At 71.4% G+C, this 18732-nt stretch carries 19 protein-coding genes; 8 read left to right on the forward strand and 11 right to left on the reverse strand.

Features of this window, described 5'->3' with window-relative positions:
* Positions 1-30 precede the first annotated feature (30 nt).
* Both ACQP1P_RS31915 and rfbA read right to left on the reverse strand, forming a co-directional pair.
* Positions 31-630, reverse strand: a complete 600-nt coding sequence (locus ACQP1P_RS31915) for a dTDP-4-dehydrorhamnose 3,5-epimerase family protein (RefSeq protein ID WP_433076464.1) — start codon at positions 628-630, stop codon at positions 31-33.
* 64 nt (positions 631-694) lie between these two features.
* Positions 695-1564 (reverse strand): glucose-1-phosphate thymidylyltransferase RfbA, encoded by an 870-nt coding sequence (rfbA, locus tag ACQP1P_RS31920; RefSeq protein WP_433076466.1) that lies wholly within the window; start codon positions 1562-1564, stop codon positions 695-697.
* Positions 1565-1659: 95 nt separating this feature from the next.
* On the opposite strand from rfbA, the gene rfbB reads away from it, so the two are divergent.
* From rfbB to ACQP1P_RS31940, 4 genes are read left to right on the forward strand one after another with little or no spacing between them, the layout of a single operon-like run.
* Positions 1660-2652: a dTDP-glucose 4,6-dehydratase gene (gene rfbB, locus ACQP1P_RS31925; RefSeq protein ID WP_433076468.1), complete on the forward strand. Its 993-nt coding sequence runs from the start codon at positions 1660-1662 to the stop codon at positions 2650-2652.
* Positions 2649-3524, forward strand: coding sequence for a dTDP-4-dehydrorhamnose reductase (gene rfbD, locus ACQP1P_RS31930; protein WP_433076470.1), 876 nt, complete (start codon positions 2649-2651; stop codon positions 3522-3524). Before rfbB ends, rfbD begins: the two co-directional genes overlap by 4 nt.
* On the forward strand, positions 3521-3922 hold the full coding sequence (locus ACQP1P_RS31935) for a DUF2304 domain-containing protein (protein ID WP_433076472.1): 402 nt from the start codon (positions 3521-3523) through the stop codon (positions 3920-3922). Before rfbD ends, ACQP1P_RS31935 begins: the two co-directional genes overlap by 4 nt.
* Entirely contained in the window at positions 3909-4610 is a 702-nt protein-coding gene (locus ACQP1P_RS31940) for a glycosyltransferase family 2 protein (protein ID WP_433076474.1), read from the forward strand. Before ACQP1P_RS31935 ends, ACQP1P_RS31940 begins: the two co-directional genes overlap by 14 nt.
* A 601-nt stretch (positions 4611-5211) precedes the next feature.
* On the opposite strand, the gene prcA is transcribed toward ACQP1P_RS31940, so the two are convergent.
* The 5 genes from prcA to arc all read right to left on the reverse strand — a co-directional run bounded on the left by prcA (position 5212) and on the right by arc (position 11064).
* On the reverse strand, positions 5212-6081 hold the full coding sequence (gene prcA, locus ACQP1P_RS31945; RefSeq protein ID WP_433076476.1) for a proteasome subunit alpha: 870 nt from the start codon (positions 6079-6081) through the stop codon (positions 5212-5214).
* 180 nt (positions 6082-6261) lie between these two features.
* Complete coding sequence (prcB, locus tag ACQP1P_RS31950; protein WP_433076478.1) at positions 6262-7101, reverse strand: proteasome subunit beta; 840 nt, start codon at positions 7099-7101, stop codon at positions 6262-6264.
* Between the two features lie 299 nt (positions 7102-7400).
* A complete protein-coding gene (locus tag ACQP1P_RS31955) occupies positions 7401-7616 on the reverse strand; it encodes a ubiquitin-like protein Pup (RefSeq protein ID WP_345129507.1) in 216 nt (71 codons plus the stop codon).
* A gap of 47 nt (positions 7617-7663) precedes the next feature.
* A complete protein-coding gene (gene dop / locus ACQP1P_RS31960) occupies positions 7664-9181 on the reverse strand; it encodes a depupylase/deamidase Dop (protein ID WP_433076480.1) in 1518 nt (505 codons plus the stop codon).
* A 116-nt stretch (positions 9182-9297) separates the two neighbouring features.
* The gene (gene arc, locus ACQP1P_RS31965) at positions 9298-11064 is read right to left on the reverse strand and encodes a proteasome ATPase (RefSeq protein ID WP_350613321.1); all 1767 of its coding nucleotides are present in this window, start codon (positions 11062-11064) and stop codon (positions 9298-9300) included.
* A 209-nt stretch (positions 11065-11273) separates the two neighbouring features.
* On the opposite strand from arc, the gene ACQP1P_RS31970 reads away from it, so the two are divergent.
* Positions 11274-11564: a ferredoxin gene (locus ACQP1P_RS31970; protein ID WP_433090186.1), complete on the forward strand. Its 291-nt coding sequence runs from the start codon at positions 11274-11276 to the stop codon at positions 11562-11564.
* A 134-nt stretch (positions 11565-11698) separates the two neighbouring features.
* Here the strand turns inward: ACQP1P_RS31970 and ACQP1P_RS31975 are convergent, their stop codons facing one another.
* Genes ACQP1P_RS31975 through ACQP1P_RS31985 form a run of 3 tightly spaced genes read right to left on the reverse strand, consistent with a single transcriptional unit; the run spans position 11699 to position 14407 of the window.
* The gene (locus tag ACQP1P_RS31975; protein WP_433076482.1) at positions 11699-12268 is read right to left on the reverse strand and encodes a hypothetical protein; all 570 of its coding nucleotides are present in this window, start codon (positions 12266-12268) and stop codon (positions 11699-11701) included.
* Positions 12246-13193: a tRNA (adenine-N1)-methyltransferase gene (locus ACQP1P_RS31980; RefSeq protein WP_433076484.1), complete on the reverse strand. Its 948-nt coding sequence runs from the start codon at positions 13191-13193 to the stop codon at positions 12246-12248. Before ACQP1P_RS31980 ends, ACQP1P_RS31975 begins: the two co-directional genes overlap by 23 nt.
* Complete coding sequence (locus ACQP1P_RS31985) at positions 13190-14407, reverse strand: site-2 protease family protein (RefSeq protein ID WP_433076485.1); 1218 nt, start codon at positions 14405-14407, stop codon at positions 13190-13192. Before ACQP1P_RS31985 ends, ACQP1P_RS31980 begins: the two co-directional genes overlap by 4 nt.
* A gap of 71 nt (positions 14408-14478) precedes the next feature.
* Between ACQP1P_RS31985 and ACQP1P_RS31990 the strand changes: the two genes are divergently transcribed.
* On the forward strand, positions 14479-15324 hold the full coding sequence (locus tag ACQP1P_RS31990; protein ID WP_433076487.1) for a RecB family exonuclease: 846 nt from the start codon (positions 14479-14481) through the stop codon (positions 15322-15324).
* Positions 15325-15656: 332 nt separating this feature from the next.
* Here ACQP1P_RS31990 and ACQP1P_RS31995 read toward each other — a convergent pair whose 3' ends face one another.
* Positions 15657-16259: a TetR family transcriptional regulator gene (locus ACQP1P_RS31995; RefSeq protein ID WP_433076489.1), complete on the reverse strand. Its 603-nt coding sequence runs from the start codon at positions 16257-16259 to the stop codon at positions 15657-15659.
* 100 nt (positions 16260-16359) lie between these two features.
* Here ACQP1P_RS31995 and ACQP1P_RS32000 point away from each other — a divergent pair, with 100 nt between their 5' ends.
* Together ACQP1P_RS32000 and ACQP1P_RS32005 are read left to right on the forward strand one after the other, a co-directional pair.
* Entirely contained in the window at positions 16360-17310 is a 951-nt protein-coding gene (locus ACQP1P_RS32000; protein WP_433076491.1) for an NADP-dependent oxidoreductase, read from the forward strand.
* A 201-nt stretch (positions 17311-17511) separates the two neighbouring features.
* Positions 17512-18720: a sensor histidine kinase gene (locus ACQP1P_RS32005; RefSeq protein ID WP_433076493.1), complete on the forward strand. Its 1209-nt coding sequence runs from the start codon at positions 17512-17514 to the stop codon at positions 18718-18720.
* Positions 18721-18732 lie beyond the last annotated feature (12 nt).

The raw sequence follows: 18732 nt of genomic DNA on the forward strand, positions 1-18732 counted from the left end.
GACATTAGCCGCCTGAACGCCGATTCGAACCTATTGGGAGCGGAGACTTTCCGTATACCTCTGGCAGGTGGCGTAGTCGGGCAGCGTGCCCTCCGCGATCCGCTGCTTGAGCGTCGGCGCCTTGGCGTCCTTGGCGGACAGCTGCGGCTCCTCGACGGGCCAGGCGATGGCCAGGTCGGGGTCGAGCGGGTGCAGGTCGTGCTCGCCCGTCGGGTTGTACGTCTCCGACACCAGGTAGGTGAGCGTGGCGTCGTCGGTGAGCGCGCAGAACGCGTGGCCGAGGCCCTCGGAGAGGTACACCGCCCGGCGGTCCACCTCGTCGAGCTGCACGCCCTCCCAGCGGCCGAATGTCGGCGATCCGACCCGGATGTCCACGACCACGTCGAGCACGGCGCCGCGGATGCAGGTGACGTACTTGGCCTGGCCCGGCGGCACGTCGGCGTAGTGCACGCCGCGCACCACGCCGCGGGCCGAGACCGAGAGGTTGCCCTGGGCCAGCCGCAGCGGGTGGCCGACCTCGGCGGCCAGGTGGTCGAAGCGGTAGAACTCGGTGAACAGGCCCCGAGGGTCCCCGTGCAGAACAGGGGTGATCTCCCAGGCGCCGCCGATCGAGAGCTGTCGGATCTTCACGTGCTCACTCCAGCGTGTCGGTCGTGGTGGCGGTGCGTTCGTGCGGTGCTGGTCGCGCGGTGTCTCAATGCTGCCAATCGAGGAGGTTGAGCAGGTACTCGCCGTATCCGCTCTTGCGCAGCGGCTCGGCCAGCTCGCGCAGGCGATCGTCGTCGATCAGCCCCGCGCGCCAGCAGACCTCCTCGACGCAGCCGACCTTGAAGCCCTGCCGTTCCTCGATCACGCGCACGAACTCGGCCGCCTGGACCATGGTGTTGAACGTGCCCGTGTCGAGCCAGGCCGTACCGCGGTCGAGCACGCCGACGTGCAGTTCACCCCGTTCGAGGTAGGCCGCGTTCACGGCGGTGATCTCGAGCTCGCCGCGGTCGCTGGGCTTGAGGTCGCGCGCGATCTGCACGACGCGGTTGTCGTAGAAGTACAGGCCCGGCACGGCGTAACGGGACTTGGGCCGGATCGGCTTCTCCTCGATCGAGAGCACCCGCCCGTCGGGGGCGAACTCGACCACGCCGTAGTCCTCCGGGTTGGACACCGGGTAGGCGAAGACCCGCCCGCCGATGAGCTCGGCGTTGTCGGCGAGCCGCTGGCCGAGCGCGCCGCCGTGGAAGATGTTGTCGCCCAGCACCAGCGCCACGCTCTCGTCGCCGATGAAGTCCGCGCCGATGATGAACGCCTGGGCGAGGCCCTCCGGGCGGGGCTGGGCCGCGTACTGCAGGCTGAGCCCCCACTGCGACCCGTCGCCGAGCAGCCGGACGAACTGGTCCTGGTCCTCGGGCGTGGTGATGACGAGGATCTCCCGGATGCCCGCCATCACCAGCGTGGTGAGCGGGTAGTAGATCATCGGCTTGTCGAAGACGGGCATCAGCTGCTTCGACACGGCCTTGGTCAAGGGCCACAGACGTGAGCCGGTCCCACCGGCGAGGATGATGCCGCGCACCCGGCCACCGTACGGGAAGCATCCGGCCGGGGTCGACCCGGACGCGCCCAGGGTCGACCGGCGCACCAGCGGCGTTCCACTAGACTCTCGAACCCGTGAGAATCCTCGTCACCGGCGGTGCCGGTTTCATCGGCTCGCATTACGTGCGCACCCTGCTCAGCGGCGGGTACCCCGCGTACGCGGGCGCGGCCGTGACCGTCCTCGACAAGCTCACCTATTCGGGTAACCGGGAGAACCTCGCCCCGGTCGAAGGCGACACCGCGCTCACGTTCGTGCAGGGCGACATCTGCGACGCGACGCTCGTCGGCGAGCTCATGCCCGGGCACGACGCGGTCGTGCACTTCGCGGCGGAGTCGCACGTCGACCGCTCCATCCTCGGCGCCGGCCCGTTCGTGACCACGAACGTGCTGGGCACCCAGGTGCTGCTCGACGCGGCCCGCGCGGCCGGGGTCGGGCGGTTCCTGCACGTGTCGACCGACGAGGTGTACGGCTCCATCCAGGAGGGCTCCTGGACCGAGGAGTGGCCGCTCGCGCCGAACTCGCCGTACTCCGCCTCGAAGGCTGGCTCGGACCTGCTGGCGCTGGCCTACCACCGCACCCACGGGATGGAGGTGGTGGTCACCCGGTGCTCGAACAACTACGGCCACTACCAGTTCCCCGAAAAGGTGATTCCGCTCTTCGTCACCAATCTCATCGACGGCGGGACCGTCCCGCTCTACGGCGACGGCGGCAACATCCGCGACTGGCTGCACGTGTCCGACCACTGCGCGGGCATCCAGCTCGCGCTCGAGAAGGGCCGGCCCGGCGAGGTCTACAACATCGGCGGCGGCCGCGAGCTGACCAACCGCGAGCTGACCGAGGTCCTGCTGGCCGCGACCGGACGGGACTGGGACTCCGCCGTGCGCTATGTCGAGGATCGCAAGGGCCATGACCGGCGGTACTCGCTGAGCCACGACAAGATCAGCAACGAGCTCGGCTACACCCCGCAGGTCACGTTCGAGCAGGGCATCGCCGAGACGGTGGCCTGGTATCAGGACAACCGCGCCTGGTGGGAGCCGCTCAAGGCGCGGGCGGCGCTGGGCTCATGACCGGTTCGCAGCGAAGCAGAGGGCGCGCGACCCGGTTCCTCGTCACGGGCGCGGCCGGCATGCTCGGCCACGACCTGCTGGCCGTGCTCGACGGCCGGGACGTGACCGCCGCGACCCGGGCGGAACTGGACATCACGGACGCCGCGAAGGTGCGCTCGCTCGTCGAGGGCCACGACGTGGTCATCAACGCCGCGGCCTGGACCGACGTCGACGGCGCCGAGGCCGACGAGGCCGCCGCGACCGCGGTCAACGGCACCGGCGTGGCCGCCCTGGCCGCCGCGTGCGCCGCGACCGGGGCGCGGCTGGTGCACGTCTCCACCGACTACGTGTTCCCGGGCGACGCCACCGAGCCCTACGCCGAGGACGCCGCGACCGGCCCGATCAACGCGTACGGCCGCAGCAAGCTCGTGGGCGAGCGGGCCGTGCTCGACACGCTGCCCGAGTCCGGGTACGTCGTGCGCACCGCCTGGCTCTACGGCACGACCGGCCGCAACTTCGTGCTGACCATGCTGCGCCTGGCCGCCGAGCGCGAGTTCGTCGACGTCATCGACGACCAGATCGGGCAGCCGACGTGGGCGCGCGACCTGGCCGAGCGCCTGGTGGCCCTGGCGGACGCGGACGCGCCCGCCGGCGTGTACCACGGCACCGCGGGCGGCCGGACGTCCTGGCACGGGCTGGCGGCGGCCACGTTCGAGCTGGCCGGGCACGACCCGGCCCGGGTGCGCCGCACCACCAGCGCGGCGTTCGTGCGCCCGGCGCAGCGGCCCGCGTTCAGCGTGCTCGGGCACGAGCGCTGGGCGGCGGCCGGGATGCCGCCGATGCGGGACTGGCGTGCCATGCTGCAGGACATGATGCCCGGAGTTGCCCGGTGAAGCTCACGATCGTCACCGGCCTGACCGCGCTCGCGGTGCTCGCCTTCATGGTGGAGCTGCTGCGGCGGCGGCAGCTGCAGGAGAAGTACGCGATCCTCTGGCTGGTCGTCAGCGTCGTGATGCTGCCGCTGGCGTTCTTCCCGTTCATCACCGACCGCACGGCGAAGCTGCTGGGCATCGCGTCCGGCGTCAGCCTGGTGCTGTTCCTCGGCATCGTGTTCCTGCTGCTGGTGACGGTGCACCTGAGCTGGGAGGTCAGCCGGCTGGAGGAGGAGACACGCACGCTGGCCGAGGACCTGGCCCTGCTGCGCAGCGAGCTGGGCCGGCCCCGCCCCCAGGACGAGATCCCGCACGAAGCGATCAGCGCTCAGGAAACGGCTTACGATGATCAACGGTAAGAAGGTCCTGATCATCATCCCGGCGTGGAACGAGTCGGGGTCGATCGCCGACGTCGTGCGGGAGGTGCGCGGCGAGCTGCCGTCGGTCGACATCATCGTCGTGGACGACGGCTCCGGCGACGACACCGCGATCAAGGCGGCCGAGGCCGGGGCGATCGTCGCGAAGCTGCCGTTCAACCTGGGCGTCGGCGGGGCGATGCGCACCGGCTACCGCTACGCCCGCGACCACGGCTACGACGTGGCGATCCAGGTGGACGCGGACGGGCAGCACGATCCGCGGTACATCCCGAAGCTCGTCGACGCGCTGGACGAGCACGACCTGGTGATCGGCGCCCGGTTCGCGGGCGAGGGCGGCTACAGCGTCAAGGGCCCTCGCAAGTGGGCGATGAAGATGCTGTCGGCGGTACTGTCGAGGCTCTCCCGCACGCGCCTGACCGACACGACGTCGGGGCACCGCGCGTGCAACCGGCGCACGATCGAGTTCTTCGCGCACTGGTATCCGGCGGAGTACCTCGGCGACACGATCGAGGTCCTGGTGCGGCTGGCGCGCAACGGCTACAAGATCACGCAGATCCCGGTCGCGATGCGGCCGCGGATGGCGGGCACGCCGAGCAACTCACCCGTGAAGGCCACGATCTACCTGGGACGCGCGTTTGTCGTGCTGCTCCTCGCGATGATCCGCGCCTGACCTCGCATGACGTGCAGGGCCGGTCCCCCGCTGCGGGTGACCGGCCCTCTGCGTGCCCCATGCGGCTGCCGCGCGTTTCGGGCTTTCGGGTGGAGGCTGGTGCGCGGTTGCCGCCGTCTCGCGCTTTCGGGTGGAACCGCTGCCCTCTCACGCTTCCGGGCGGAGCTGGTGCGCGGTTGCCGCCGTCTCGGGTGCTTCGCCCCGATTGCGTGCGGCGTCCGGCGTGCCCGCTCCGGTTCGACGGCCGGGGCCGTTGCGGTCCGGCGGCGTCTCGGCGCCATCGACCGACGCGACCGGGCGGGGGGCTGGCCGCCGGGGCCGTTGCGGTCCGGCGGCGTCTTGGCGCCATCGACCGAGGCGACCGGGCGGGGGGCTGGCCGCCGGGGCCGTTGCCGTGGTCCGGCGCCTCGGCGCCGGACCAAGCCGCAGCGGGTTGCCGAGGCGCAGCTTTCCGCCCAACCTGGGCCGTTGCCGTGGTCCGGCGTCCGGGCGCTGGACCCGAGCCGCCGCGCGTTGCGAGGCCCGGCCTGGGCCCTTGCCTCGTCCGGCGTCTCGGCGCCGGGCCGGGGCCGGGGTGGCCCCGGGAGCGCGGCGGGTCCGGCTATTCGGCTTCGGGCTTCTTCTTGTCCTCGTCGTCGGGGGTCGCCAGCTCGCCGGGCTCGTCGGGGCTCGGGGCCGGGCCGCCCGACGCGTTGTCGGCGGGCGTGCTCGGAGACGCCGGCGGCTGCGGCTTGTCCTCCAGGCCCTCCTCGACGTCCTGGCCGCCGGCCGAGGTGTCCTCGAGGATGGCGGTCAGTGCCAGGCCGGTGAGCCGGCGGAAGGTGCGGCCCGGACGGTTGCGGTCCAGCACCGCGACCTCCAGCTGGTGGGCTGCCAGCTTGCGCGGCTGGCCGCCCTCGCCGCCGACGCTGCCCAGGCCCTCGACCGCCAGCCGCAGGGCCTCAGCGAGCGTCTGGTCGGGCCGCAGGCGGCTTTTCACCGCGGTGGCGATGGCGTCCGACTGGCCGCCCATGGTCACCATGCCCTGCTCGTCCTGGACGGAGCCGTCGTAGGTGATCCGGTAGAGCTCGTCGTCCTCGGCGGTGGCGCCCGCCTCGGCGACGCAGATCTCCACCTCGTAGGGCTTCTGCTCCTGGGTGAAGATCGCGCCGAGGTTGCGGGCGTAGAAGTTGGCGATCTGCCGGCCGGTGACGTCGCCGCGGGCGTAGGAGTAGCCGTGCAGGTCGGCCAGGCGCACTCCGGCGGAGCGCAGGGCCTCGAACTCCGGGTAGCGGCCGACGGCGGCGAACCCGATGCGGTCGTAGATCTCGCTGACCTTGTGCAGCGCGGTCGAGAGGTTCTCGGCCACGAACAGCACGCCGCCCTCGTAGCTGAGCACCATGACGCTGCGGCCACGAGCGATGCCCTTGCGCGCGTACTCCGAGCGGTCCCGCATGATCTGCTCGGGCGAGGCGTAGAACTGCATGGCCACGGTGGCGGGTTCTCCTTCGGCTGGTTGGTGGGCGTTCGGGCCGCTGGGTGGTCCGGGCCTTCGGGGGACTCGGACCTCTGGGTGGTCCGGGCCTCTGGGTGGCTCGGGCCTTCGGGTGGCTCGGGTCGGGGTCGGTGGGTGACTCGGGCCAGGTGAGGGGGTGGCCCGAGTCGGTGTCGGCTAGACCCCGGGGTTCTCGGAGCGCTCGGCGATGATCTGCTCGGCGGCGGCGCGGGTCTCGTCGTCGCCGAGGCGGCGGGTGCCCTCGACCGTCGCGGTCATGATCACCGGGAAGATGTTGCGCAGCAGGTCGGGGCCGCCGGTCGCGGTGTCGTCGTCCGCGGCGTCGTAGAGCGCCTCGATGGCCAGCTTCACGGCCTCGCCGGTCGTCACGCCGGGCCGGTAGCGCTTCTTGAGCGACGACTTGGCGAACAGCGAGCCGGAGCCGATCGAGTCGTAGCCGCGCTCCTCGTAGACGCCGCCGGCGACGTCGAAGCTGAAGATGCGCCCGGCCTTGTCGACGCTCTTGGCGTCCACGTCGAACCCGGCGAAGAGCGGCACCACGGCCAGGCCCTGCATCGCGGCGCCGAGGTTGTTGCGCACCATGCTGGCCAGGCGGTTGGCCTTGCCCTCCAGCGAGAGCATGCTGCTCTCGATCTTCTCGTAGTGCTCCAGCTCGACCTGGAACAGCCGGATCATCTCGAGGCCGAAGCCCGCCGTGCCGGCCATGCCGACCAGCGAGTAGGCGTCGGCGGCGAAGACCTTCTCGATGTCGCGCTGGGCGATGAGGTTGCCCATCGTCGCGCGCCGGTCGCCGCCCATGAGCACGCCGTCGGAGCACGCGATCGCGACGATCGTCGTCGCGTGGGCGCTCACGTCGGCCGCCATGCCCGGCGGCAGCGGACGCCGGCCGGGGAGCATCTCCGGCGCCACGTGCGACAGGAACTCGGTGAAGGACGAGGTCCCGGCGGCGTGGAACGCTGCGGGCGGGCGCCCTGAGTGGTCAAGACCCGACGGCAACGGAGCCCCTCCTTGGTTGCGTGGTGATCGACTGTGGTGGGCCAACAATACGCCGCGACACGGCCGGATTGCGCCGCGCCACAACGCTGTGGGCGAACAGGCGGTGCGTCGTGCGGGCCGCTCCCCCGCCCGGGCAGGTCAGGGCCGATCCGTCCCGCCGACCGAGCGAGGAGCCCGAGCTGTTCAGCGGGCGTCCGAGGCGTCCGAGCGATCCCGTGGGGAGGCCGCGGGCCGCATTGAGCGCCCCCGCAACGGGCGCCGCCCGCCCGGGGTTTCCGGGCGGGCGGGCTCGTGTGCGGCTACTCGCCGCCCTTTTGCACGTATCCGCGGACGAACTCTTCGGCGTTCTCCTCGAGCACGGAGTCGATCTCGTCGAGGAGGTCGTCGACGTCCTCGCCGAGCTGCTCGACCCGTTCGGCTGTCTCCGGGTTCACCTCAGGCGCGGCGACGTCCTCTTCCTCGTCGCGGCGCGACTTGCCGGACTGAGACTGCCCGCCCGTATCCCTCGTAGCCATGACTCATCCTCCTCGGGGGGACCACCAAACGAACCGCTGCATCGAACTTACCCGGAAGTGATCGCTTCGAGCAGATCCTTGGCGCTCGGGCATTTGTCGAACAACGCGCCGACGTGTTTCTTCGTCCCCCGCTCGGGCTCCATCATCGGCACCCGGACGAGCGACTCGCGGCCCACGTCGAAAATGACGGAGTCCCAGCTGGCCGCCACCACCTCGGCGGGGTATTTGGCGAGGCAGCGGCCGCGGAAGTAGGCCCGGGTGTCGTCCGGCGGCTCGACGATCGCGCGCTGGACCTCTTCCTCGGTGAACAGCGTCGTCATCGAGCCGCGGGCGACCAGGCGCTGGTAGAGGCCCTTCTCCGGGCGGACGTCGGAATACTGCAGGTCGACGAGCTGCAGCTTGTGCGAGCTCCAGCCGAGCGACTCGCGCTCGCGGTAGCCCTCCAGCAGCCGCAGCTTCGCCACCCAGTCGAGCTCGCCGGCGCACAGCATCGGGTCGCGCCCGAGCTTGTCCAGCGCGTCCTCCCAGCGGTCGAGCACGTCGAGGGTGATCTCGTCGGCGTCGTCGCCCTCGCGGCCCTCGACGAACGCGCGGGCCCGCTCGTAGAAGGCCCACTGGATGTCCAGGGCGGTGAGCCGGCGGCCGTCGCGCATGCGGATGAGGTGCTTGAGCGACGGGTCGTGGCTGACCGACTTGAGCTCGGTGACGGGGTCGGCGATGCCCAGGTCGGCCGAGAGCGCCTTCTCCTCGATCATGGCGAGGATCAGCGACGTGGTGCCGACCTTCAGGTACGTCGAGATCTCCGACAGGTTCGCGTCACCGATGATCACGTGCAGTCGGCGGTACTTGTCCGCGTCGGCGTGCGGCTCGTCGCGCGTGTTGATGATGGGCCGCTTCAGCGTGGTCTCCAGCCCGACCTCGACCTCGAAGAAGTCGGCCCGCTGGGAGATCTGGAAGCCGGGGCCGGTGCCGTCCTGCCCGATGCCGACCCGCCCGGCGCCGCAGACGATCTGCCGCGTGACGAAGAACGGCGTGAGGTGCATGACGATGTCGGCGAAGGGCGTCTGCCGGCGCATGAGGTAGTTCTCGTGCGCGCCGTAGCTGGCGCCCTTGTTGTCGGTGTTGTTCTTGTACAGGTGGATCGGCAGCGTGCCCGGGATGGTGGCGGCGCGCCGGGAGGCCTCGGCCATCACCCGCTCGCCGGCCTTGTCCCACAGCACGATGTCGCGGGGGCTGGTCACCTCGGGCGTGGAGTACTCCGGGTGGGCGTGGTCCACGTAGAGCCGCGCGCCGTTGGTCAGTATCACGTTCGCGAGGCCGAGGTCCTCGTCCGCGAGCGCCTCCGCGGGATCGTAAAGAGCACCCGAATAGGTGAATCCCCGGGCGTCGCGCAGCGGCGACTCCTCCTCGTAGTCCCACCGGGCCCGGCCGTTCTTGGAGAGCTCGGGCCGCGCCCCGTAGGCGTTGACCACCTGGGAGGACGTGACCATCGGGTTCGCACCCGGCTGGCCGGGCACGGACACGCCGTACTCGACCTCGGTGCCCATCACGCGCCGCACACTCATGAGACAACCCTAGTCGTATCGTCGGCGACCCGGCCCACTCGGACGGGCCAGCTTGCCAGCAAGCTTAAGCGGGCGGTGACCATCCGGTCACCGCCCGCTCATAGATGGATCACCGTTTACAGGTATTGGCCGGTGTTGGTGGCCGTCTCGATGGAGCGGCCGGCCTCGGCGCCCTTGCCGCCGGAGACGAGCGTGCGGATGTAGACGATCCGCTCACCCTTCTTGCCGGAGATGCGGGCCCAGTCGTCGGGGTTGGTGGTGTTGGGCAGGTCCTCGTTCTCCCGGAACTCGTCGACACACGAGTCGAGCAGGTGCTGCAGGCGTACGCCCTTCTGCCCGTTGGAGAGGAAGTCCTTGATCGCCATCTTCTTGGCCCGGTCGACGATGTTCTGGATCATCGCGCCGGAGTTGAAGTCCTTGAAGTACAGGACCTCCTTGTCGCCGTTGGCGTAGGTCACCTCGAGGAAGCGGTTCTCCTCGGTCTCGGAGTACATCCGCAGCACGACCGCGTCGATCATGGCCGCGACCGTCGCGTCGGGCGAGCCACCGTGCTCGCTGACGTCGTCGCTGTGCAGCGGCACGTCGGTCAGGATGTACTTCGAGAAGATGTCCTTCGCCGCCTCGGCGTCCGGCCGCTCGATCTTGATCTTCACGTCGAGCCGGCCGGGGCGCAGGATGGCCGGGTCGATCATGTCTTCCCGGTTGGACGCGCCGATGACGATGACGTTCTCCAGGCCCTCCACGCCGTCGATCTCGCTGAGCAGCTGGGGGACGATCGTGTTCTCCACGTCGGAGGAGACGCCGGAGCCGCGGGTGCGGAACACGGAGTCCATCTCGTCGAAGAACACGATGACGGGCGTGCCCTCGCCGGCCTTCTCCCGAGCGCGCTGGAAGATGAGCCGGATGTGCCGCTCGGTCTCGCCGACGTACTTGTTGAGCAGCTCGGGACCCTTGATGTTGAGGAAGTAGCTGGTCTGCCGCTCCTCGCCGCGCCGCTCGGCGATCTTCTTCGCCAGCGAGTTGGCCACCGCCTTGGCGATGAGGGTCTTGCCGCAGCCGGGCGGCCCGTAGAGCAGCACGCCCTTCGGCGGGCGCAGCTTGTGCTCCCGGAACAGCTCGGCGTGCAGGAAGGGCAGCTCCACCGCGTCGCGGATCATCTCGATCTGCGAGGAGAGTCCGCCGATGTCGTGGTAGTCGACGTCGGGCACCTCCTCCAGGACGAGCTCCTCGACCTCGCTCTTCGGGATCCGCTCGTAGGCGTAGGCCGACCGCGGCTCGATCATGAGCGAGTCGCCGGCGCGCAGCGGCGCGTCGGCGATGGTGTGCGCCAGGTGGACGATCCGTTCCTCGTCGGCGTGCGAGACGACGAGGGCCCGGTCACCACCCTCGAGGACCTCCTTCAACATGACGACCTCGCCGGCCCGCTCGAACCCGAGCGCGTCGACGATGTTCAGGGCGTCGTTGAGCAGGACCTCCTGGCCTCGGCGCAGCTCCTCGACCTCGATGGCCGGGGAGACCGCCACGCGCAGCTTGCGCCCGCCGGTGAACACGTCGACGGTGCCGTCGTCGTGGCGGGCGAGGAAGACGCCGTAGCCGCTCGGCGGCTGCGCCAGGCGGTCAACCTCCTCCTTCAGCGTCACGATCTGGGCTCGGGCCTCCTTGAGGGTGGCCACGAGCCGCTCGTTGTTTTCGGTCAGCCGGGCAATCTGCGCCTGCGCTGCGGCGAGCCGCTCCTCGAGCTGTCGCACGTGTCGCGGGGTCTCCGTCAGCTTGCGCCGCACCAGGGCGAGTTCCTCCTGAAGAAACGCGACCTGCGTGGAGAGATCGTGGGCGTCCTTCTCCCATCGTGCGGCGCGCGTCTCCGCGTCGTCGCTGCGTGCCACGTCCCACCTCCCCGGGGGCTTTGAACGTTGTGCTCTAACACTAACTGCTGATCGGCGGTTCAGGCCCCCTCGAACACGTGCGCCACAGGGTGTTTACAAATCCGGGATGCGCGAAGGGCCCTATCCAGTACCCTTTCCGGCCCTCTGCGGCGTGTGTCACGGCCCCCTGCACGCTTGCGCCGGGGTCGGGTAGCGTCAGGCCGGTGAGCGTGGAGACCACCCAGGACGAGCTGCAGGTTTGGGTCGACCAGGACCTGTGCACCGGCGACGGGCTGTGCGTGCAGTATGCCCCGGAGGTCTTCGAGTTCGACGTCGACGGCCTGGCCTACGTCAAGGGCGCCGACGGCGAGCTGTTGCTGGCCCCCGGCAGCCGGGTCGGCGTGCCCGCGCACCTGCGGCTCGAGGTGATCGACGCGGCCAAGGAGTGCCCGGGCGAGTGCATCCACGTGCGGCGCGCGGCCGACGACGCCCCCGTCGCGGGCCCCGAATCCGGGGGCTGAGCTGCGGTTCTGCTCTTGACACCGCGGAGTCGCAGGGGCCGGGCCAGCGCAGCTGGGCCCCGCCCCGAGTCGCGCGGGAGCAACGGTCCGCAGGTGACGCGGTCCGGGCCATGAATGAACGTGAATGAAATGCGTTACAGCATCGGCTTGCCGACCAGCGAGCTGACCAGGCGGGCGAACTCCTCCAGGCGGGCGATCTGACCCGCGCCGCCGTCGTCGAGGGTCTTGCCGAAGCGCAGCGCGTCGTGCCGGATGACCGAGCCGGCCTCCTCGGCCGCCACGTTGGCCTCGTCGAGCGACGTGAGCAGCAGATACACGTCCACGCTGTCGACGCGGTGCGTGCCGTTGGGGTTGCGGCAGATGCGCCGCCGGCAACCGACCTCGGTCACCGCGGACAGGGCCACCACCCGCAGCGACGAGGTCATCGAGCCCGGCGGCGCCTCCTCCGGAGGGATGTCCTCGCCGTGCCAGAGGATCAGCCGGTTGCCGTCGCAGACGACGACCTCCTGCCAGACCCCGTTCACGTCGTTGACGAAGCGCTCCAGGGTGAATCCGAGCACGCTCTGGCCGCGCAGGACGCCGGCCATGGCGTCGAGCGCAATGTCCGGATCGCGCAGGTATGCCCGGGCCGCCGACTCGAGGTCCGGATACGGCGACCAGTCGGGAAAGACCGCGGGTAGGTCACTGAAGCTCGGTCGGCTCATGCGCTTCGGCCTCCTCGTCTGCCCGTGCGGCCGCGGCGGCCGCCAACCGCCGTGCCGCGTACGCCTCGGCCCCCTTGCTCGGTTTGCGCCGGCGCGGCGGCGCGGTGACGCCCGGCGCGAGCTTGCGGGCGCTGACCAGGAAAGCCGTGTGCGCGATCATGCGGTGGTCCGGCCGCACGGCCAGCCCCTCCGCGTGCCAGTCCCGCACCAGACTCTCCCATGCACGAGGTTCGGTGTACCCACCATCCTCGCGCAAGGCCTCCACCAACTCCGACAATTGGGGCGTGGTCGCCACATAGCCGATGAACACCCCGCCGGGAATCAGCGCCCGCGACACGAGCGGCAGGATCTCCCATGGGGTGAGCATGTCCAGGATTATCCGATCAAACCCGGTATCTTCGCAGCCGGCCACGTCACCGACCCGCAGGGTCCAGCCCGGCTGCGGCCCGAGGAAGGCCTCGACGTTGCGCCGGGCGATCGCCGCGAAGTCCTCGCGCATCTCGTAGGACGTCACGCGGCCCTCCGGCCCCACGGCGCGCAGGAGCGAGCAGGTCAGCGCGCCGGAGCCGGCCCCGGCCTCGAGCACGCGGGCGCCCGGGAAGATGTCGCCCATGGCCACGATCTGGGCGGCGTCCTTCGGGTAGATCACCTGAGCGCCACGGGGCATCGACAGCACGTAGTCGCTCAGCAGCGGGCGCAGGGCGAGGTAGGCGGTGCCGCCGGTCGAGCTCACCACGCTGCCGTCGGGCGCGCCGATGAGCTCGTCGTGCGCGAGCCGCCCTCGGTGGGTGTGGAACTCCTTGCCCGGCTCCAGCACGATGGTGTGCATCCGGCCCTTGGGGTCGGTGAGCTGGACCCGGTCGCCGGGGACGAAGGGGCCCCTCCGGACGGCGGACGGGGTCTGGGCGGGGCTTTCCACGGTCACGTGCTGTTCCTCCGGACGGTCGGCCTGCGCGGCCCCCGGGTGGGGGCCACGAGGGAGACGAGCTCGGCGCCGCGCAGGACGCCGTGCACATCCTCCCCGGTGACCACCAGGTAGTCGCCGCCCGGGTCGTCCCTGATCGCCGTGAGCAGGTCGGCGCCCCGCAGATCGCCCGGGAGCACGTGCTCGCGGTCGATGCGCCGGGTCACGTCGCCGAGCGGCACCCAGGGCCGCCGCTCGGCCGGCACGGCCCGGGCGGAGGCGCCGTGGACGAAGCCGATCAGGCTGCCCGCCGAGTCGACGACGGCGACGACCGGCCGGCGCTCCTCGTGCTCGCTGAGGGCGGCGATCCGGTCGGCCTCCGACAGCGGGGTCGAGGCGGTGAGGGCCACCACCGGCCGGGCCAGCTCGCGGGCGCTGAACGGGGGCAGGTTGCCGACCGCCTTCGCGTGCCGGATCGCCTGGCCGGCGCCGACCCACATGGTGAGCGCGACCAGCAGGGTGAACAGGACGCCGAAGTACCCCTTGACGAGGGGCGAGAACAGCAGCAGCACGGCCGCGGCGGCGGTCGCGAGGGCCAGCAGCCGGCCGACCCAGCCGGCCACGAGCCGGCCGGTGTTGGGGTCGCCGGTGAGCTTCCACACGAGCGCCTGCAGGGCCCGGCCGCCGTCCAGGGGCAGCCCGGGCAGGGCGTTGAACACGGCGACGACGATGTTGGACAGGGCCAGCTGGAACGCGAAGGTCTCGGGGATGCCGCCAGGGGGCAGGACGGCGGCGGTGCCGGCCGCGAGCAGGCCGAGCACGAGGGAGACGGCGGGTCCGGAGAGGGAGACGTACAGCTCCACGCCCGGCCGCGGCGCCTCGCGCTCCATCTCGGTGTAGCCGCCCAGCATCTCCAGCGTGATCCCCCGCACACCGATGCCGCTGTGCCGGCTGGTGACCGCGTGGCCGAGCTCGTGCAGCAGCACCGAGACCAGCAGGCAGACGACGAAGCCGAAGCCGATCGCGAGGCCGGTGGTGAGGGTGAGGCGCTCGGAGCGGGCCGAGAGGTACTGCCCATAGGTGATCGTGATCAGGGCCGCGAGCAGCAGCCAGGACGGCGCGAGGGAGACCGGCACCCCGGCGATCCGGCCCAGCGGGATGCCCGATCCGCGCTCCCGGGGCTGCGGGCGGGCAGCCGGCGACGCCGGCGCGGATGCCGTGCGGTGTTCGTCCATTGCCCCCGATGCTACGGGTTCGGCGGTTCGCGGCGCGTTTTCTGTCGTACCCCCCGTTTAACCTCTTGGGCATGACGGTGCCCGTTACCTCCGCCCTGCCAACCCTGTCGCCGTCGCGCGCCGCGGACTTCAAGACGTGCCCCCTGCTCTACCGCTTCCGCAGCATCGACCGCCTGCCCGAGCGCCCGACCGCCGACCAGGCCCGCGGCACCCTGGTGCACGCGGTGCTGGAGGTGCTCTTCGACAGCCCGGCCGGGGACCGCACGCCCGAGCGCGCCGCCGAGCTCGCGGCGCCGCAGTGGGCCCGGCTCGTCGAGGAGGAGCCGGAGCTGGCGTCGATCTTCGCCGGCTCGCCGCTGACGCTGGACGAGTTCCTCGCGGAGGCCCGGGAGCTGCTCGGGGGGTATTTCTCTCTCGAGGACCCGAATCGGCTGGAGCCGGCCGACCGCGAGGCCTACGTCGAGGCCCAGGTCGACGGGCGGCTCGTCATCCGCGGGATCATCGACCGGCTCGACGTGTCGCCGGCCGGGGACGTCCGGGTGGTCGACTACAAGACGGGCGGCGCGCCGCGGGAGGCGTTCGAGGCCCGGGCGATGTTCCAGCTCAAGTTCTACGCCCTCGTGCTGTGGCGCACCCGGGGCGTGGTGCCGCGGGTGCTGCGGCTGATGTATCTGCGCGACCGGGAGGTCTGCGACTTCGCCCCGGACTCGGACGATCTCGAGCGGTTCGAGCGGACGCTGCTGGCGCTGTGGGAGGCGATCGCGGCGGCCACGGCCGCGAAGGACTTCCGGGCCAAGCCGTCGCGGCTGTGTGGGTGGTGTGCGCATCAGGCGCTGTGCCCGGCCTACGGCGGGACTCCGCCCGCGTTTCCGGCCGGCGCCACGGATTCGGGGTCGGTGGTGGTGGAGCGGGACTGACTCGCGGGGAGGGCTGCCCCGTGCGCGCCGGCGCCCGCCGTGGCGCGGAGGCCGTGGGTGCCGGCGGTTCGGGCAGGTCGCCGATCTGCCGACTTCCGAGCGCGCCACCGGCACCCACGGCGCAGATGCGGTGCCTCACCCTCGCGTCCAACGCGATCGTCCGCTGGTCCACCGGGTACCACGGCCTCGGCGTGGCCGCCCTGCGTAGGCCCGGCCGCGACGTTGACGACGAGGTCCTGGCGCACAACCCGCCGGCCACCACGAGAGCCCGCACTTCTACGGCACCCACTCCGTCGACATCGACGGTTACCGCCCGTGCGGGCTCTGTGGTTTCAGGAACTGAGCCGGGGCTGTCCGGATGAAGCTCGCCGGTGCGGACGGGGCAGGAGACCCTCGAGCAGGTCGAAGGCGCGGTCGACGTGCGGCTGTAGCGGCGTGCCGGGGGCCGCTCGCCATGATCCGATGGCGTGCGCGAGCACACCCCAGCAGGTACGCGCGACGAGGGAGGCCTCCTCCGGGGCGACGCCGCGAGCGATCAGCAGATCGGCGATCACGCCGATGAGGTGGGCTTGCTTCGCCGCCGCGCGCTCCTGCACGGCCGGTGTCGCCGCGGCGATGACGGCCAGGCGCTCGCCGCCCTCACGGTTCGCCTCGAGCGGCGGGACGATGCGGTCGACCGCCCGGCGCATCGCGGGCCACGGCGCGACGTCGGCGGGCACCGACGCGAGCGCCTCGCTCACCCACTCGGTCAGCCGCCGCTCGCCATCGAACAGCACCTCGCGCTTGTCCGGGAAGTGCCGGAAGAACGTGCGCTCGGTCACGCCGGCGAGCGCTGCGATCTCGGCCGTGGTGACCGCGTCGAACCCGCGCGCGGCGAAGAGCTCGAGCGCCGCGTGCTCCAGCCGCTCTCGTGCTTCCTTCCCGCTTCTCGGCATGGAGGGAGCCTACCGCACGTAGTGGCAGTCACTGTCACAACGTGTTAGCGTCAGTCACTGACGCTAAGCAGCGTGCGCCACTGACATCGAGGGGTACCTTATGAGCACGGTCGAGTCGCGCGCCATCCGATTCCACACGACCGGCGAGCCGCTGGACGTCCTGCTCGCGGAACGGACCGAGGTCGCCGACCCGGGCGAAGGCAGGATCCGCGTCCGCGTCACCGCCACCGGGCTGAACCCCGCCGACTGGGAGCTCTGCCGCGGCTTCATGCCGGGCGCACTTCCCCGCGGCATCGGCTACGACGTGGCCGGCACGGTCGACGCGATCGGCGCCGGCGTGGACGGCGTCACGGTCGGAGACCTGATGTTCGGGGTGTCGGACTTCGCCGCGCAGCCGAGCGCCGGGGCGGCCGACTTCGCGATCCTGAACCTGTGGTTCCCCGTCCCGTCCGGGCTCGATGCCGTGCACGCGGCCACGCTGCCGATGGTGCTGCAGACCGCGGTCTGGACCCTCGACCTGATGGACGTTCGGCCTGGTCAGCTTGTGCTGATTCACGGCGCCGGCGGCATGGTCGGCTTCGCGGCCGTTCAGATCGCGCTGAGCCGCGGAGCCCGGGTGATCGCCACCGCCGGGCCGACGTTCGCACCCGACCTCGAGAGATTCGGCGCGGCCGTGACGCCGTACGGCGCGGGAATGGTGGAGCGCGTACGGGCCCTGGCAGACGTGCCGGTGGATCACGTCCTCGACGTCTCGCGCCCCAACGCCGGTGCCATCGCCGACCTCATCAAGATCGCGGGCGACCCGAAGCGCGTCGTCACCATCAGCAACCACGACGAGGCGCGGACGCAGGGCGCCCGCGTGAACATCGACGAGCTCATGGCCGGCGGCGGCTTCCCATCGTCCGGCTTCCTGCCCGACTACGCGGCCCGGGCGGCCGCCGGCACCTTCACGCTGCCCATCGCCGCCACCTTCCCGCTCGACGACTGGCGCGCCGCCGCCGAGCTCAGCCTCTCGGGCGCGCCGCACGGCAAGGTCGTGCTGATCCCCTGAGCCCGCATCTGCTGTGGGGTTGTCACGGCCTATACGGGCTTACACGCCTTTTCGCAGCCTATGGCCGAATTGATGGAGATGCTCCAATTGGCGGTCGCCGGGCGGGTCCGCCTCGCGGGGACGGCGGCGGGGCGCTGCGGATGAGGGCGTCTCATCCCTGAGGAGGAGCCCCCGGCAGCTGCGGCGTCTACCGTCGATGACGTGGGCCGAGTCAGGGAGTTTCTGGGGCGTCGTGGGGATCCGTTCGCCCAGGACATCGTGCTTGCCCTCGTGCTGCTGGGCATCAGCACGCTGCTCGAGTCGCTCGCGCAGCGGGCGTTCGGGGTCGTCGACCTGCCCGCGCAGCTCGTCTACGACAGCATCGGGATGCTCGCCGTCGCGCTGCGGCGGCGGGCGCTCCCGGTCGCCATCGGCTGGACCTCGCTGCACATCCTGGTGCCGTTCGCCGGGCGGCTGGACCTGGTCGACGGCGGCCTCGCGGTCATCGTCGTCACCTACACGGCGGCGGCGTACCTTCCCGTTCGGGCGGCCATGCTCGCCGCCGTCGCCATGTGGGCGCCCGGGATCACGCTGGCCCTGGCGTTCGGGCGGACCGGGGCCAGCGCGTTCTATCCGGACGCCAAGATCTTCCTGATCTTCAACGTCATGAGCGCGCTCGTCTGCTTCACCGTCGGGCGGAGCGTCGCCACCCGGCGGGCCTACATCGCCGCGCTCGAGGACCGGGCCCGGACCGCCGAGAACACCCAGCAGGCGCTGACCGAGAAGGCCGTCGCCGAGGAGCGGCGGCGGATCGCCCGGGAGCTGCACGACGTCGTCGCGCACCACGTCAGCGTCATGGGGGTGCTCGCCACCGGGTCCCGGCGGATGCTGTCGCGGGATCCCGGTGCCGCCGACGAGGCCCTGGCCACCATCGAGGAGACCGGGCGGACCGCGTTGCGGGAGATGCGGCGGCTGCTCAGCGTGCTGCGCACCGAGACCGAGCCGGCCGGGGAGCTGGCGCCGCAGCCGGGGCTGGCCGGCATCGAAGGGCTGGTCGAGCAGATCCGGGAGGCCGGGCTTCCGGCGGTCCTGCGCGTCGAAGGGGAGCCGGGGATGCTCGATCCCGGGGTCTCCCTCACGCTGTACCGCATCGTCCAGGAGGCGCTCACCAACGCGCTCAAGCACGCCGGCGCCGCCACGGTCGAGGTCCGGCTCACGTTCACGCCCACCGAGTCCACCGTGGAGATCTGCGACACCGGGCGCGGGCCGCAGCTCGGGTCCGCCGCCGTCGGGCACGGGCTGCTCGGGATGCGCGAGCGGGTCATGCTGTACGGCGGAACGCTGCGCACCGGGCCCCGGTCCGGCGGCGGCTATCGTGTGCACGCACGGATTCCGATCGAGCTTCCCGCAGAGAGGCAGTTGGCGAGTTGACTCAGGCGCGAC

Origin of the sequence: Dactylosporangium sp. CA-052675 (assembly GCF_050947935.1) — a bacterium.
Classification (GTDB): Bacteria; Actinomycetota; Actinomycetes; order Mycobacteriales; family Micromonosporaceae; genus Dactylosporangium.